The sequence below is a fragment of the Pseudomonas sp. N2-3-1-14 genome, from assembly GCF_041228395.1.
Lineage (GTDB): Bacteria > Pseudomonadota > Gammaproteobacteria > Pseudomonadales > Pseudomonadaceae > Aquipseudomonas.
In genome coordinates, this window is sequence record NZ_CP166199.1 from 4737094 (window position 1) to 4751450 (window position 14357).

At 57.8% G+C, this 14357-nt stretch carries 15 protein-coding genes and 1 tRNA gene; 11 read left to right on the plus strand and 5 right to left on the minus strand.

Annotated features, from left to right (window positions below; translation table 11 throughout):
• Positions 1–88 precede the first annotated feature (88 nt).
• From AB5I78_RS21805 to AB5I78_RS21830, 6 genes are all read left to right on the plus strand, one after another.
• Positions 89–973 carry a LysR family transcriptional regulator gene (locus tag AB5I78_RS21805; protein ID WP_369301396.1) on the plus strand — a complete coding sequence of 295 codons (885 nt, stop codon included), beginning with the start codon at positions 89–91 and terminating at the stop codon, positions 971–973.
• Positions 974–1027: 54 nt separating this feature from the next.
• A complete protein-coding gene (locus AB5I78_RS21810; RefSeq protein ID WP_145159185.1) occupies positions 1028–1606 on the plus strand; it encodes a DUF4337 domain-containing protein in 579 nt (192 codons plus the stop codon).
• Between the two features lie 207 nt (positions 1607–1813).
• The gene (locus AB5I78_RS21815) at positions 1814–2473 is read left to right on the plus strand and encodes a M24 family metallopeptidase (protein WP_145159187.1); all 660 of its coding nucleotides are present in this window, start codon (positions 1814–1816) and stop codon (positions 2471–2473) included.
• A 9-nt stretch (positions 2474–2482) separates the two neighbouring features.
• Complete coding sequence (locus tag AB5I78_RS21820) at positions 2483–2836, plus strand: gamma-glutamylcyclotransferase family protein (protein WP_145159189.1); 354 nt, start codon at positions 2483–2485, stop codon at positions 2834–2836.
• Positions 2837–2937: 101 nt separating this feature from the next.
• Positions 2938–3273 (plus strand): hypothetical protein, encoded by a 336-nt coding sequence (locus AB5I78_RS21825; protein ID WP_106576263.1) that lies wholly within the window; start codon positions 2938–2940, stop codon positions 3271–3273.
• 68 nt (positions 3274–3341) lie between these two features.
• A complete protein-coding gene (locus AB5I78_RS21830) occupies positions 3342–4382 on the plus strand; it encodes an EamA family transporter (RefSeq protein WP_369301397.1) in 1041 nt (346 codons plus the stop codon).
• 427 nt (positions 4383–4809) lie between these two features.
• Here the strand turns inward: AB5I78_RS21830 and AB5I78_RS21835 are convergent, their stop codons facing one another.
• Entirely contained in the window at positions 4810–5784 is a 975-nt protein-coding gene (locus AB5I78_RS21835; protein ID WP_369301399.1) for a hypothetical protein, read from the minus strand.
• A 505-nt stretch (positions 5785–6289) separates the two neighbouring features.
• Between AB5I78_RS21835 and AB5I78_RS21840 the strand changes: the two genes are divergently transcribed.
• Together AB5I78_RS21840 and AB5I78_RS21845 are read left to right on the plus strand one after the other, a co-directional pair.
• Positions 6290–6559: a short-chain dehydrogenase gene (locus tag AB5I78_RS21840; protein ID WP_145159198.1), complete on the plus strand. Its 270-nt coding sequence runs from the start codon at positions 6290–6292 to the stop codon at positions 6557–6559.
• Between the two features lie 186 nt (positions 6560–6745).
• The gene (locus tag AB5I78_RS21845) at positions 6746–7120 is read left to right on the plus strand and encodes a c-type cytochrome (protein ID WP_369301400.1); all 375 of its coding nucleotides are present in this window, start codon (positions 6746–6748) and stop codon (positions 7118–7120) included.
• 256 nt (positions 7121–7376) lie between these two features.
• Here AB5I78_RS21845 and AB5I78_RS21850 read toward each other — a convergent pair whose 3' ends face one another.
• Both AB5I78_RS21850 and AB5I78_RS21855 read right to left on the minus strand, forming a co-directional pair.
• Positions 7377–7745, minus strand: coding sequence for a hypothetical protein (locus tag AB5I78_RS21850; RefSeq protein ID WP_369301401.1), 369 nt, complete (start codon positions 7743–7745; stop codon positions 7377–7379).
• Between the two features lie 296 nt (positions 7746–8041).
• Positions 8042–8131: transfer RNA gene (locus tag AB5I78_RS21855), tRNA-Ser, on the minus strand.
• 336 nt (positions 8132–8467) lie between these two features.
• Between AB5I78_RS21855 and AB5I78_RS21860 the strand changes: the two genes are divergently transcribed.
• The 3 genes from AB5I78_RS21860 to AB5I78_RS21870 all read left to right on the plus strand — a co-directional run bounded on the left by AB5I78_RS21860 (position 8468) and on the right by AB5I78_RS21870 (position 11222).
• Positions 8468–9160, plus strand: coding sequence for a crotonase/enoyl-CoA hydratase family protein (locus AB5I78_RS21860; protein WP_145159212.1), 693 nt, complete (start codon positions 8468–8470; stop codon positions 9158–9160).
• A gap of 213 nt (positions 9161–9373) precedes the next feature.
• Complete coding sequence (locus AB5I78_RS21865) at positions 9374–10114, plus strand: 1-acylglycerol-3-phosphate O-acyltransferase (protein ID WP_369301402.1); 741 nt, start codon at positions 9374–9376, stop codon at positions 10112–10114.
• Between the two features lie 136 nt (positions 10115–10250).
• Positions 10251–11222 (plus strand): magnesium and cobalt transport protein CorA, encoded by a 972-nt coding sequence (locus AB5I78_RS21870; RefSeq protein WP_058420797.1) that lies wholly within the window; start codon positions 10251–10253, stop codon positions 11220–11222.
• A gap of 37 nt (positions 11223–11259) precedes the next feature.
• Here AB5I78_RS21870 and AB5I78_RS21875 read toward each other — a convergent pair whose 3' ends face one another.
• Together AB5I78_RS21875 and AB5I78_RS21880 are read right to left on the minus strand one after the other, a co-directional pair.
• Positions 11260–11988: an amidotransferase gene (locus AB5I78_RS21875; RefSeq protein WP_145159216.1), complete on the minus strand. Its 729-nt coding sequence runs from the start codon at positions 11986–11988 to the stop codon at positions 11260–11262.
• A 214-nt stretch (positions 11989–12202) separates the two neighbouring features.
• Entirely contained in the window at positions 12203–14350 is a 2148-nt protein-coding gene (locus tag AB5I78_RS21880; protein WP_369301404.1) for a 3-hydroxyacyl-CoA dehydrogenase NAD-binding domain-containing protein, read from the minus strand.
• Between the last annotated feature and the right edge of the window lie 7 nt (positions 14351–14357).

Sequence of the window (14357 nt, forward strand, 5' to 3'; positions counted from 1 at the left end):
TGCTCCCATGTTGTCGGTGAGGTCATTTTGTGTGCAGCGTCGCTATAGATAAATTGCCGAAGAGCATCCAGCCGCTATACATTTATGCATGGCAGCACATATTGGTTGGGAGCTTTACCGATCGTTCCTTGGTGTACTCAAGGAAGGCTCGTTGTCGGGGGCCGCACGGCAGCTTGGCATCACACAGCCCACAGTCGGCCGGCACATTGCCGCGCTTGAAGCGGCGCTGGGCGTGGTGCTTTTTACCCGTTCACCCACGGGGCTGTTGCCAACTGCGGTGGCGCACACCTTGCGCGCCCATGCTGAAACCATGGAGCGCACCGCCGCCGCCCTGGAGCGCGCGGCGTCTTCTCAAGGCGATGAAGTGCGCGGGGTGGTGCGGGTCTCGGCCAGTGAAGTGGTCGGCGTGGAAGTGCTGCCGCCGATCATCACCGCGCTGCGCCGCCAGCACCCGCACCTGCGGGTTGAACTGATCCTGACCAACCGCCTGATCGACCTGTTGCAACTGGAAGCCGACATCGCCGTGCGCATGGTCCGCCCCAGCCAGGAGCAACTGCTGGCGCGGCGTGTCGGCTTGATTGAAGTCGGCCTGCACGCCCGCGACGATTACCTGCAAGAACGCGGCATGCCTGTGCAAATGCAGGATCTGGTCGGTCATTCAGTGATTGGCTTCGATCAGGAGAACGCGTTTATCCGCAGCCTGGCCATCAAGGGGTTTGAACGCAGCGCCTTCGCCATCAGCAGCGACAGTGACCTGGCGCAACTGGCGCTGATCCGCGCCGGCGCCGGCATCGGCGGGTGCCAGGTGCAATTGGCCAAACAGAACCCGCGCCTGCAACGGGTATTGCCGCAGGCGTTCGCGTTCAAGATGGACACCTGGGTGACCATGCACGAAGACCTGCGCAACAGCCCGCGCTGCCGGGTGACCTTTGATGCGTTAGTGGCGGGTTTGCAGCGTTACGTACAGGCTTGAGACAGCTTGGTTGGTAAAGAATCAGTCTCCCTCATTCCGTTCGTAGACGCCCCCATGTCCGAAGCCTTCGAAGTCCCCAGCCCCCACGAAAAACACATCGAACACACCACCGAACATGCACACGGGCGCGGTGACAATTTTGCCAGCCGCATCGCCGTGATGACCGCGCTGATGGCCACCCTCGGCGCCATGCTCAGCTACCAGGCCGGCTCCACCGAAAGCGAAGCGGCGATGGACAAGAACAACGCCGCCATCATCAAGACCGAAGCCGCCAACCAGTGGAACTACTACCAGGCCAAATCCAGCCGGCAGAACCTGGCCGAATTGGCCACGCATATTCCCGGCGTGGACGCTGCGCATTACAAGGATGAGATCGAGCGTTACAAGAGCCAGAAGGAAGACGTGCGCAAACAGGCCGAAAAGCTTGAGGCGACCTCCAAGGAATGGGATCAGAAATCCGAAGAGGCGCTGCACCAGCATCACCGTTGGGCGCAGGCGATGACGGCGATTCAGATCGCGATTTCGTTGGCGGCGATTACGTTGCTGACGCGCAAGGAGTGGCTCAAACGCATGTCCTACACCGCTGGCGGTGTGGCCGTAGTACTGGGCGCCTTGGCGTGGCTACACCTCTGACAGACTGAACACAGTCAAAAATGTGGGAGCGGGCTTGCCCGCGACGTCGGTGGGTCAAGCAGCATTAATGTTTGCTGTGCCACCGCTATCGCAGGCAAGCCAGCTCCCACCTTTAATCTCCAGTGTTTTCGGAGTTGGGTTCGGCCATCACATCGCTATATAGTAAAACGCATAACGCCTGATGCTGTTCAACGCGAGGGGAAACCGGTGACTGCACAACCCCAGGAAGCCGTGGGCGCCGCCTACAGTATCGACGCCATGCGCTACGCCCAGGCCATGACCTGGCAAGCCATCGACCAACTCGCCCAACGCATTCGCCCCGGCATGCTCGAATCCCAAGCGCGTGAGCTGGGCAAACAGGTACTCGCCGAGCTCGACATGCAGCGCATCTGGCATCCGCTGCTGGTGCGCTTTGGCGCCAATACCCTCAAGGCTTTCAACCAACGCTCGGACGGCGACCCGGTGCTGGGTGAAAACGATATCTTCTTCATCGACATGGGCGCCGTGTGGCAAGGCCACGAAGGTGACGCCGGCGCCACCTTTACCACCGGCGACGACCCTGAAATGATCGCCTGCGCCAGCGCCGCCAAAGTACTGTTCGAGCGCGTACAATCGCGCTGGAAAAATGACCAGGTCGTAGGCCTTGAGCTGTACCGCTACGCCGAGGAACACGCCAAGGCCATGGGCTGGCAACTGAACCTGGACATCAAGGGCCACCGCGTCAGCGACTTCCCCCACGCGATCCACCGTGGCGGCGACCTGGGGGATTTCGAGCACTGCCCGAACGCCGGGCTGTGGATCCTGGAAATTCAGATTGCCCACCCGAGCAAGCCCTACGGCGCTTTTTACGAAGATCTACTCGCTTAAGGAATACCCATGGAACACTCCACCCAATTCCCCGTGCTGTTGTTTTCCTACGGCACCTTGCAAGACAAGGCCGTGCAACTCGCCAACTTCGGCCGGGAACTGGTCGGCCAGCACGACGCGATGCTCGGCTATTCGCAAAGCTGGGTCGAAATCACCGACCCCGAAGTGCTGGTCACCAGCGGCAAGACCCACCACCCGATTGTCGCGCCGACCGAAGAACAGGCTGCCAGCGTTGAAGGCATGGTCTTTCAGATCAACGAGCAGGAACTGGCCGCGGCGGATGCCTACGAGGTGTCGGACTACAAGCGCGTGTCAGTGGCATTGGCTTCGGGGCTGACAGCGTGGGTTTACGTGCAAGCCTGAAGATGAAATTGCGGGCAATTGATTTCAATCTGCCAGTGCTCAGATTAAAGTGGCGCCCCCTCGAGAATTGAATCTCGAGGGTCAGTCCATGGAGTTACACAGTGAAGTACGTCAGTAAAGTGGTTGCAGCAGCTGTTCTCGGTTTTACCCTCGCAGGCTGCACCGGCACCGCCATCAAATCCCCGCAGTACGACAGCAGCCAATACACCGTTTTGGGCCACAGTGAAGCCAGCGCTACCGGCATCATGTTGTTCGGCGTCATCCCGATTGGCCAGAACAGCCGCTTCGTGCGCGCCCAGACTGCGGCCATCAAGGCCAAAGGCGGCGACGCGCTGATCAACACCCAAGTGCAGGAAAACTGGTTCTGGGCCTGGGTGCTGAGCGGTTACACCACCAAAATCTCCGGTGATGTGATCAAGCTGAAAACCGCGCAATAAGCCGGAAGTTGCCAGGGCGTTGAGCCCGACAAGCGACGTATCATGGGCCAGACCTTCGAGGACGGCCCATGAACCTCAGTATCTTTTACGCACTCGCCGCTGCCGCGCTGTTCGGCGCCAGCACCCCGCTCGCCAAAACCCTCGGCCTGGGCCTCTCGCCCATACTGCTCGCCGGCCTGCTCTACCTCGGCAGCGGCATCGGCCTCGCAGGCGTGCGCCTCATCCGTGATCATGGCTGGAAACCCACCGCGCTCACCCCGGCTGAATGGCCGTGGCTGATCGGCGCCATCGCGTTCGGCGGCATCCTCGGGCCGGTGGCACTGATGTTCGGCCTGACCCGCACCGCCGGCACGACCGCCTCGCTGATGCTCAACCTTGAATCGGTGTTGACCGCCGTCATCGCCTGGCGGGTGTTCAGAGAAAATGCCGACCGGCGCATTGTGTTCGGGATGATCGCCATTGTGCTGGGCGGCGTAGTGCTGTCCTGGTCCGGCGCCGGCGGCGCCAGCCACGATTGGCTCGGGCCGGTGGCCGTGGCAGTGGCCTGTTTGTGCTGGGGCATCGATAACAACCTGACACGCAAGGTGTCTGCGGCGGACGCGCTGTTTATCGCCGGCGCCAAAGGGTTGATTGCCGGTGCGGTGAACTGCAGCCTCGCGCTGTACCTCGGAGCGCAGATGCCGGGTGTGGCGCAGCTGGCGCCGATCTTGCTGGTGGGGTTTCTGGGGTACGGCATCAGCCTGGTCATGTTTGTCCTGGCCTTGCGCGGGTTGGGCAGTGCGCGCACCGGAGCGTACTTCTCGACGGCGCCGTTCCTTGGGGCGGCGGTGGCCCTGCTGGCATTCGGGGAGTCGGTGACGGTGGCGTTCTGGATTGCGTCGGCGCTGATGGCCGTGGGCGTGTGGTTGCACCTGACAGAGCGGCATGCGCATGAACATCTGCATGACGCGACGGAACATGGGCATCGGCACGTGCATGATGAGCATCATCAGCATGAGCATGGGTTCGAGTGGGACCCGACGCAGCCGCATAGTCACGTGCATGTTCACAGCGTGATGAAGCATAGCCATGCGCACTTTCCGGATGTGCATCATCGGCATCGGCATTGAGGCACTGACGGCAAAGCGACCGGGCATTGTGGGAAAGGGCGAGGTAGAGTCGCCCTTCTTTTCAAGGCCAATCGTCAATAAAAAAACAGCTGATGATGAGACCGAAGAGGGAGAGACAGGTCACGAAAGTTGGTATGACCATCCAGTACTTTAGGTGCCGAGGTATTTTTTCAACATCCTCAACAAGTACCATGCCTCTCCACTGAATGACTTTTGGGATAAGAATGACGGTAGCCATGGCGTATACGCGTTGAGGCCTTCCCTGAAAGGGCGCATTACGAAAAGTGTGCCTGCATCCGACTATGTAGCTGCTGTATTGCAGATAGCGCTCCGCGGCATCGAGTTTTTTGAACATGGCAGAAAACATGATTGGGAAGCTTAGTAGCAAGAGGGCGCATGAGCCCAATACAAAATATTCCAGATACATTCAATTCTCCACGGACTTATAGAGAAATTTACCTAAGAACTCTCCAGCGCTGCTTCCGAGCTTACCTGAGGCGAGGCCGCCCGCAGCACCGCCGACGATGGCGCATGCCAAAGCTCCGGCGCCCGCTGTAGGTATGCCAAAAACGATGGCGCAAGCACTGGTACCGACAAGAGTACCAAGTGTCCCGCCTATGGATGCGCCGCCCACTCCCATCACCAACTTGCCTCCTTCAACATATTTCGCCTGCGTACACTCTTGCTCACGGCCCGTGGAACACGCCTCCGATATCTCCAGCGCCGTGGCCCCAACATCCAGTGCTATACCAATATAAGTCCCCGCCTTTAACATCTGCGAAGCCTTGGCTAGACGCTTGACCCTCTCCTCATACCCACTGATTTCTCCATGGTGCCAGTAGCTTTTACTGGAAATCCCGAGCATTTTTTTAATCGAACCTTCGTTTCTCAAGCCCGTACCCAAACGCGCCATCCCCGAAATTTGAGTATCCAACCTTGCAAACAGCGCCCTACGCTTAACCAGAAACTCTTCCCTTGCCCCCGTGGTGCCCTTTCTCAAGTACTGCTTATGCAAATCCTCGATTTCCATAAGAGTCTTCTCGACCTGCGCTAGATGCTTACTCCAGGCACTGCTGGCACTGCCGATGCCAACAGACGAATAAGACAATATGGACTGCAATTGATCATGGTTTTTGATCAGAAATTGGTCAGTTGCGGAGTATGCCAACAGGGCGAGCTTTATATTCTGCGCCGAGCGCATCAGCTGTGCCTCTGCAGCGGTGCAATCGGCAGTTCGGCTATCGCCAATGATCACCAACTGCCCAGGCAACACCAGCGTGTTGCGGATGTGCTGGTTCAGGGCGTCGAATTTGGTGTGAGTATGCGGATCAAGCGCCAAGCTCATTTTGAGCAAGGGATAAGGCTGCGATCGTTCGTTGATAAATGCGTACGGTCCCTGCATGCGTGCACTTCCAAGTGACTGAGGCGCACGACTATAAGAAGGCGCTACTGCCGAGGTAAGACGCGTATAGGGGTGGTTTTGATGTTTCAGAAACAGGCCACTTCAATCGAGGCCAATTCCTACGATTGCAGGTTCTGGCTGATCACCTGCCCCAATCATTCAAAGGAGTTGCGTGGATCTGATCGAGATAGATTGCTTAGGCAACGTCCTACGGCCCATTGGGAAGCGTCGACCTACCGCTTCAAAATCGCCAAGCCTATAGTCGCTCGGTCGCCCACATGGCGATCGGGTTTGGCGACTCGACGATAAATCGAAAGAAACGTCCACGCGTATTTGCGGGATGCTTCTGCGCGCAATAAGCTGCTCAACGGTAGCTGTGCGCGGGAGACCTTCGGGTCTGCCGGTTTTTCCGATTGTCCCGGTTCGCCAACCTGCGTACAGCTGCCACCCTTTTGTTTGGCGACAAATGTGTGGTTGCTATTCTCTGACAACCGGAGTTTCACACATGAACCAATACACTGCCCTCACCAGCAACGACAGCGCCACCCCTGCCCTTTTTATCGATACCACCGTGCCGTTGGAAATCCTCCTCGACGCCGCAAGTTGTCGGCTTCGGGCTGTCACCCAAGTTCTTGAGAACCTTGCCCTACGTAGTGAAATAAGTAGTGATGCAGTTGTGCTCAGCGATTTTGCGTTGCTTTGCTCAATTCCGCTGCGCGATGGGTGCGATTTGCTGGATGTCATCGCGCGGCGGATGGATATGCCACGCGCATGATCTAAGAACGCTACGCTTTCAAACTTCCCCTAGGTCTCTGCCGAAACCTGGGGGGTTTGTTTTCTCGTATTTGACGCCACGTCCCTCGCTTTAGAATTTAAGGGCACGCCTATACACTGAGCTGCAATGGCACCTGCCGGATCCCTCTCGATTCAGACCTGACTCATACAACAAGACCCTATAAAAATGAAAATAGTGTTCATCGCTACGCTGGGAATGTTATCGCTGATTCAACCATCACTGTCCTTCGCGGATAACGCCAATGGGAAAAACCTCTTTTTACAGCGATGTGCCATGTGCCACGGCGCTGATCTCAAGGGAACAGGTCCATTAGCGCATAGGAGCAATCCGCCTACGCCTGATTTGACAACGCCTGCTTTCAAGAAACGACTGAGTGATTATCCGGGCGTTATTGTATCGTCGGTAATACTTCGGCCGAATGGAGACTTGATTCCGAGAACGTTGCGAGAGAATGGTGTGAAGGTGCCGCCACATGCCTGGACGGTTAATGATTTTCGCGATTTGAATCAATATATGAGTGGCGCTATTTTAAAAAAATGATGCTTTTTAAACAGTAATCCAAGTATCAATTACTTTGTCATTTGCCAAGTAGATGGGGATAACCCTCGCAAAACAAGCTCTCTCACCGAGCGAGCGTGTGAGGGCCTGTATTAAATAAGTGGCGTTATTCGAATTCAGCGTTCAGCCACTACAAAGTTCTTTTATCGCCTTGCTGATAACGGCCTGCCGTTTACAAATCGAAGGGCGGCGCATGGCCAAGGTCTAATGCCGTCAATTGCGGTTTGTCAGAAGCTTCCTAACTTCGATCCATCTCAAGCGCCAGCGCCCAGCGTTTAAAGGGTGCTATGCCCGCCAAACCCAGCACATCAAAAAACACCCATTTGCGGGTCCGTACCGAAAAAGCCTGAACGGCTTGCCCCGGGGTAAGGCTCTGAGCATTGCTGATCGATATGAGCGCACCAGACATGCTTCCTACATAAGGCGAATTTGCGGGGTCAAGCAGACCGACTTGCAACGTCCCGCAAGTGTCCGGAAGGACCAGAGATAATGTTTCACCCGTTTCCAGGCGCCCTACGACCTTACCGTCAAACAAGATTGCCAGCGCAATAGCTTGACCATAAGCGCTATCAAACAGGCCTTTCTTGCGATGAATTGTGATATCCATGCGCTGTCCTGAGAGTGCTCGATGCACAAAGTGTAGTTGTAGGTTTACGACGTACCGGGGCAAGGGCACTGAGGACTGAACGCCGCTGATTTGTGATAGCTGAATAGCCGCTTGGGTGGGATCCGTCACACATAGACAAAGTCGTCAGCGGCAGATGGATCGGCCCTGCCAATTCAGTTATTGGCTGTACTTATGTACCCACCTAGCACACCCGTCCCATGGGCTATTTTGCGGACGCCAGAAACCACAACCCCCGACTTTCTCTAGGAAAATCAGGGGTTTGTGTTTACTTAATGTGGCGGTGAAGGAGAGATTCGAACTCTCGATACAATTTCTTGTATACACACTTTCCAGGCGTGCTCCTTAAGCCACTCGGACACTTCACCGTATCTCGTCAAACCAGTTCAGTCTGTCGAGGCGCGCTAATGTAGTCGAAAGCCTTTCTGATGGCAAAGGTTTTTTTCAGAATTTTCATGCGCTTAGACGGTTATGCCGTTACCCACCCAGCGAGGGACGGTGAATCTGCCATTCTCGGGCATCGGCGGTACGCGTTTGGTAGGGCTGCTGCGCCCTGCTCCGGGCCGTCTACCCTTGGGGATGCAGGAAAAGTCTGACTGTGTAGTCAGTCACGGCGCTTTACCGGGGCGGGTGTGGTGGGTAACGTCTGCGCATGCGCTTCTATAAACAGCCTATCTATAACAAATCCTACAAGGAACCGCGTCATGAGTGAGTTGATTGCCTACCACCTCGAAGACGGTATCGCGACCCTGACCTTGAGCAACGGCAAGGTGAATGCCATTTCTCCGGCCGTCGTCAGTGAGTTTAATGCTGCACTGGATCAGGCCGAGAAGGATCGCGCGGTGGTGATCATCACCGGCACGCCGGGGATTCTGTCGGGTGGTTATGATTTGAAGGTGATGACAGCCGGGCCTAAAGAGGCCATCAGCCTGGTGACGTCGGGCTCGACGTTGGCGCGTCGCCTGTTGTCGCACCCGTTCCCGGTGATTGTGGCGTGCCCTGGGCACGCGGTGGCCAAAGGTGCATTCCTGCTGTTGTCGGCCGATTACCGCATTGGTGTGGAAGGCCCGTTCAGCATTGGCCTGAATGAAGTGGCGATCGGCATGACCATGCACCACGCCGGTATCGAGTTGGCGCGGGATCGTCTGCGCAAGTCGGCGTTTCACCGGTCGGTCATCAATGCTGAAATGTTTGACCCGCAAGGTGCCTTGGCAGCCGGCTTCCTGGATAAAGTGGTTGCGCCAGAAGAGTTGCACGCGGCGGCCCTGGAAGCGGCGCGCCAGTTGAAGAAGATCAACATGAACGCCCATAAGCACACCAAGTTGAAGGTGCGTAAGGCACTGCTGGAAGCCTTGGATGACGCCATCATCCAGGATCAAGGGCATAACCTGATCTGATGCCTTACCCATGTTGTGCCAAAGCCCGACCTTGAGTCGGGCTTTTTCTTACAAAAAATGGGGATACGTCTTAAACCGCTCTAGCTGGGCGCTGCCGGCACACATTGAAACATGTGCTTAAACATCGCCTATCTCCCACGTCTGTAGGGGCAATTGCCGAATACAGTGCACATCCGTACACTGCGCCACCTTTTGTCCCGATGGGCTGTGTCGATGCTTTTTCTGTTACGTATGTTGTTGATGGGCCTGCACTTTATGGTCGCTGGCGTGCTGGGCGTGCTGCTGGGCATCTGTCGGCCGTTCAACCCGGATAACAGCCGCTTGTGCGCTCGCCTGTATGGGTTGCCTGCGATGTGGATGTTGCGACTGAACGTGAGGGCGGACGTCGACTCGCTGCGTAATAAGCCCGGCACGTGCGTGATCATCGCCAACCACCAGTCCAACTACGACCTGTTTGTGCTGGGCACTGTGGTGCCGCATCGCACGGTGTGCATTGCCAAAAAAAGCCTGAAATGGGTGCCGCTGTTCGGCCAGTTGTTCTGGTTGGCGGGCAATGTGCTGATCGACCGGGGCAACGCGCACAAGGCGCGGCGCGCGATGCTCACCACAACGCGCACTTTGCAGCATGAAGACACATCGATCTGGGTGTTCCCGGAAGGCACACGCAACTTGGGCAAGGGGCTGCTGCCGTTCAAGAAAGGCGCATTTCATATGGCGATTGCGGCGGGCGTGCCCATCGTGCAGGTGTGTGTCAGCAACTACATTACGCACATGCAGCTTAATCGCTGGGACAGCGGTGATGTGCTCATACGCTCGCTGCCGCCGATTCCTACCGTAGGACTGACTTCGGATGACATCCCGGCGTTGATGCAGGCGTGTCAGAAGCAGATGGATGAGTGTATTGCGCAGATGGACCGTGAACTGCAGGCCGCGTGGGCAGCCGCGCCTTTGTGATTTTTTGCGGGCGCTTTGCCCCCCCGTACAAACAAGCGTGCTCGCCACAAAAAGCGTGCCTGCATGAGCAACAAGGGAACGCCATTCACGCTAAGCTGCCCAACACCTGTCCTCCCAATAAGAAGCGATCAGCACCATGGGTAGAGTTGTTGCGGCGGCCGTTTACAGCGCCGGAAAGAAAGTCACTGATATCACCCTCGATGAAGGCGCAGCCTGGGCCGCCAAGCCCGATCACTTTGTGTGGATCGGCCTGGAAGAGCCCAGCGCCCAAGAGCTGGCCAACCTGCAACGCCAGTTCAACCTGCACGAACTGGCCATCGAAGACGCCCTCGAAAAACACAGCCGCCCCAAGCTTGAAACCTTCGGTGATGCGCTGTTTATCGTCACCTACTCACCGGTGCGCGAGAACGGCAAGCTGGAGTTTATCGAAACCCATATTTTTGCCGGCAACGGCTACATCATTACCGCCCGCAACGGCCACTCGGCGTCCTACGGCTTTGTGCGCCAGCGCTGTGAGGCGCGGCCGTTGTTGCTGGAGCACGGGGAAGATTTCGTACTCTATGCGCTGCTGGATTTCGTCACCGAAAATTACCAGCCGGTGAGCGAAGCGATCCACGCCGAAATTGATGAGCTGGAGCGCAATGTGCTGTGCAGCTCGCTGAGCGAGCGTGATATCCAGAACTTGCACGGCCTGCGCCGCGACGTGCTGCGGCTTAAACGCTATGTGGCGCCGATGGTGGAGATCAGTCAGGAATTGCAAAAGCTGAGCTTCCCGTTTATCGACAAGAACATGCGCCCGTATTTTCGTGACGTGCAGATCCACGTGACGCGGCAGATGGAAGACCTCACCACCTTGCGCGATATCGCCAGCCAGACGATTGAGATTGGTGTGTTGCTCGAAGCGTCGCGTCAGAGCGTGGTGCAGCGCAAGTTCGCCGCGTGGGCGGCGATCCTGGCGTTCCCCACCGCGGTGGCGGGGATTTATGGGATGAACTTCCAGAACATGCCCGAGCTGCAATGGCATTACGGCTACTTTGCGGTGCTCGGGTTTATTGCGGTGGGCTGCACCAGTTTGTGGGCCAGCTTCAAGCGGTCGGGCTGGTTGTAAATCAACGCCAGCCAGCCGGCCCCGCCTCAAGCGTGATTCAGGCCACGTCGGCTTCTGGCTTGTGCGCCACAAAACGCATCATCCATTCCGCCACGGTTGCGCCGTGGTGGTCACGCGCCAGACTGGCCACGCCATTGGTGTAGATCTTTTCGCCCAACGTTGTCTGAAGAATTTCCAGCAGCTCGCGGGAATAGTCGTGGATGAATTCCGGGTGGCCCTGGAAGCACAACACCTGGTCTTCAATGTGGTAAGCGGCGTACGGGCAGAAATCGCTGGAGGCAATCACGGTAGCGTTTTCCGGCAGGCGGGTGACCTGGTCCTGATGGCTGATCAACAAGGTCAGCTCTTCCACCACCGGGCTCATCCACGGCGCCTTGGCGTTGAGTTTGTAGTCGTGGATGCCCATGCCCCAGCCCTTGCTGGCGCGCTCGGTCTTGCCGCCCAATAGCAGCGCGAGCAACTGGTGGCCGAAGCACACGCCCAGCAACTTGTCGCCGCGTTCATAGCGTTCAAGCAGGTAGGTTTTGAGGGTCTGGATCCACGGGTCGGTGCCAAAGGAATCGGCCTTGCTGCCAGTGATCAAGTAGGCGTCAAACGCCTCGTCATCCGGCGGGTATTCGCCCTGAACCACGTTGTACACAACAAACTCGGCAGCAATCGGCTGCTTGGAGAACAGGCGCTTGAACATCTGCCCGTACCCTTGGTATTGATCGATCAAGCCTGGACGCAGGATATCGGTTTCCAGGATACAGACGCGTAGCGACATAAAAAATACCTGACACGGTGGTGGGAATAATGCACACCCCAGAGCCTGCCTTGAAACACCCCTGCAAAGCAAGTCTCGCCAAGCGCCTCAGTGTGGGGGTGGGCTTGCCTGCGATGGCGTTATATCGGCCGAAATTTGCATTGGCTGACACACCGCTATCGCGGGCAAGCCCGCTCCCACATGGTTCTATATCGCTCAGGCTAAGGTGTTTAGGTCAGGTGAATATTTCTCCTTGTGCCGCTTTTTCCAGCAGCAGAGCCGGGGGCGAGAAGCGCTCCCCGTACTGCTCGGCCAGGTAGCGCGCCCGGGCGATAAAGTCGTTCAGGCCGTACTGGTTGATAAACTGCAGCGCGCCGCCGCTCCACGCGGCAAAGCCTATGCCGAAGATTGAGCCGACGTTGGCGTCAGCCGTCGACCTCAACACGCCCTCCTCCACACAACGCACGGTTTCGATGGCCTGGATGAACAGCAAACGGTCGCGCACGTCCTGTGGCGAAATTTGGTTGTCGGGCTGTTCAAAGCGCGCTTTCAGCTCCGGCCACAGGTGTTTCTGCGCCCCTTGGGGGTAGTCGTAAAAACCACCGCCCGCCGCCTTGCCCGTGCGTTTGTACTCATTCACCAACAGGTCGATCACCTGGGTCGCGGGATGCGTCGGCGGCGCCTTGCCTTCAGCCTGTAGATCTTTCGCGGTTTGCTGCCGGATGTGGCTCATCAAGCTCAGCGACACCTCATCCGACACCGCCAACGGCCCCACCGGCATGCCGGCCTTGCGCGCTTCGGTTTCGATCATTGGCGCGGCCACGCCTTCGCCGAGCATGGCAATGCCTTCGTTGGTGAAGGTGCCGAACACCCGCGAGGTGAAAAAACCACGACTGTCGTTGACCACGATCGGAGTTTTCTTGATTTGCAGGACGAAATCAAAACCTCGGGCCAGGGTTTCGTCGCGCGTATGGGCGCCCTTGATGATTTCCACCAGCGGCATCTTGTCCACCGGACTGAAAAAATGCAGACCAATGAACTTGCCTTGATCGGGCACGGCGTTGGCCAGGCCGCTGATGGGCAAGGTCGAGGTGTTGGAGGCGATGACGGCGTCGCTGCCGACCACACGTTGCGCGGCGGCCGAGACCCTGGCCTTGAGCTCACGGTCTTCGAACACCGCTTCGATGATCAGGTCGCAGCCGGCCAGGTCGGCGTCGTCTTGCGTAGGATGGATCCGCGCCAGAATGGTGTCGCGCTGTTCGGCCGTCAGTTGCCCACGGCTGATCTTCTTGTCCAGCAGCGCGGCCGAATGCGCCTTGCCCTTTTCGGCCGCGGCCAGGCTGACGTCCTTGAGCACCACGTCGATGCCCGCACTGGCGCTGACATAGGCGATGCCCGCGCCCATCATCCCCGCGCCCAGTACGCCGACTTTGCGCGTGACGTACGGCGCAAAACCTTGTGGCCGTGAGCTGCCGGCGTTGATGTCATTGAGCTGGAACCAAAAGGTACCGATCATGTTTTTCGCCACCTGGCCGGTGACGAGTTCGGTGAAATAGCGCGTTTCGATCAAGTGCGCAGTGTCGAAATCCACTTGGGCGCCCTCCACGGCGGCGCAGAGGATTTTCTCCGGGGCCGGGAAGCAGCCATGGGTTTTGCTGCGCAAAATCGACGGCGCAATCGCCAGCATTTGCGCCACCTTCGGGTTCGACGGCGTGCCGCCAGGGATCTGATAAGCCTTGTTGTCCCACGGTTGTCTGGCCTCGGGATTGGCCAGAATCCAGGCGCGGGATTTGGCCAGCAGCTCATCGCGATCCATCGCCAGCGCATTGATCAACCCGGCTTGCAGCGCCTGCTGCGGCCGCACCTTCTTGCCTTCCAGCAAATACGGCAGGGCCTTTTCCAACCCGAGCATGCGCACCATGCGCACTACCCCGCCGCCGCCCGGCAACAAGCCCAAGGTGACTTCAGGCAAGCCGAGCTGTGTCGAGTTGTCATCCAGCGCGACGCGGTAATGGCACGCCAGGCAAATCTCCCAACCGCCGCCCAACGCCGCACCGTTGATGGCGGCCACCACTGGCCTGCCGAGGGTTTCCAGACGGCGCAGTTGGGCCTTCAACACCAACACGCCGTCGTAAAATTCCTTGGCGTGGGCCTTATCGACTTTGATCAATTCATTGAGGTCACCGCCGGCAAAAAAGGTTTTCTTCGCCGAGGTGATCACCACACCGGCGATGCCGTCCTTTTCTGCCTCCAGGCGCGCGACTGCGGCCGCCATGGCCTCGCGGTACACGCCGTTCATGGTGTTGGCGCTCTGGCCGGGCATGTCGAGGGTCAGCACCACGATATGGTCCTGGCCTTTTTCGTAACGAATGGCGTCGGTCATGACAGGT

What these genes read in the sequence shown, in the direction of transcription:
- AB5I78_RS21860 (WP_145159212.1), top strand. Translation starts at nt 8,468, where the DNA reads ATGAGTGAGTTGATTGCCTACCACCTCGAAGACGGTATCGCGACCCTG.
- AB5I78_RS21840 (WP_145159198.1), top strand. Translation starts at nt 6,290, where the DNA reads ATGAACCAATACACTGCCCTCACCAGCAACGACAGCGCCACCCCTGCC.
- AB5I78_RS21835 (WP_369301399.1), bottom strand. Translation starts at nt 5,784, where the DNA reads ATGCAGGGACCGTACGCATTTATCAACGAACGATCGCAGCCTTATCCC.
- AB5I78_RS21870 (WP_058420797.1), top strand. Translation starts at nt 10,251, where the DNA reads ATGGGTAGAGTTGTTGCGGCGGCCGTTTACAGCGCCGGAAAGAAAGTC.
- AB5I78_RS21820 (WP_145159189.1), top strand. Translation starts at nt 2,483, where the DNA reads ATGGAACACTCCACCCAATTCCCCGTGCTGTTGTTTTCCTACGGCACC.
- AB5I78_RS21875 (WP_145159216.1), bottom strand. Translation starts at nt 11,988, where the DNA reads ATGTCGCTACGCGTCTGTATCCTGGAAACCGATATCCTGCGTCCAGGC.
- AB5I78_RS21810 (WP_145159185.1), top strand. Translation starts at nt 1,028, where the DNA reads ATGTCCGAAGCCTTCGAAGTCCCCAGCCCCCACGAAAAACACATCGAA.
- AB5I78_RS21830 (WP_369301397.1), top strand. Translation starts at nt 3,342, where the DNA reads ATGAACCTCAGTATCTTTTACGCACTCGCCGCTGCCGCGCTGTTCGGC.
- AB5I78_RS21865 (WP_369301402.1), top strand. Translation starts at nt 9,374, where the DNA reads ATGCTTTTTCTGTTACGTATGTTGTTGATGGGCCTGCACTTTATGGTC.
- AB5I78_RS21805 (WP_369301396.1), top strand. Translation starts at nt 89, where the DNA reads ATGGCAGCACATATTGGTTGGGAGCTTTACCGATCGTTCCTTGGTGTA.
- AB5I78_RS21880 (WP_369301404.1), bottom strand. Translation starts at nt 14,350, where the DNA reads ATGACCGACGCCATTCGTTACGAAAAAGGCCAGGACCATATCGTGGTG.
- AB5I78_RS21845 (WP_369301400.1), top strand. Translation starts at nt 6,746, where the DNA reads ATGAAAATAGTGTTCATCGCTACGCTGGGAATGTTATCGCTGATTCAA.
- AB5I78_RS21850 (WP_369301401.1), bottom strand. Translation starts at nt 7,745, where the DNA reads ATGGATATCACAATTCATCGCAAGAAAGGCCTGTTTGATAGCGCTTAT.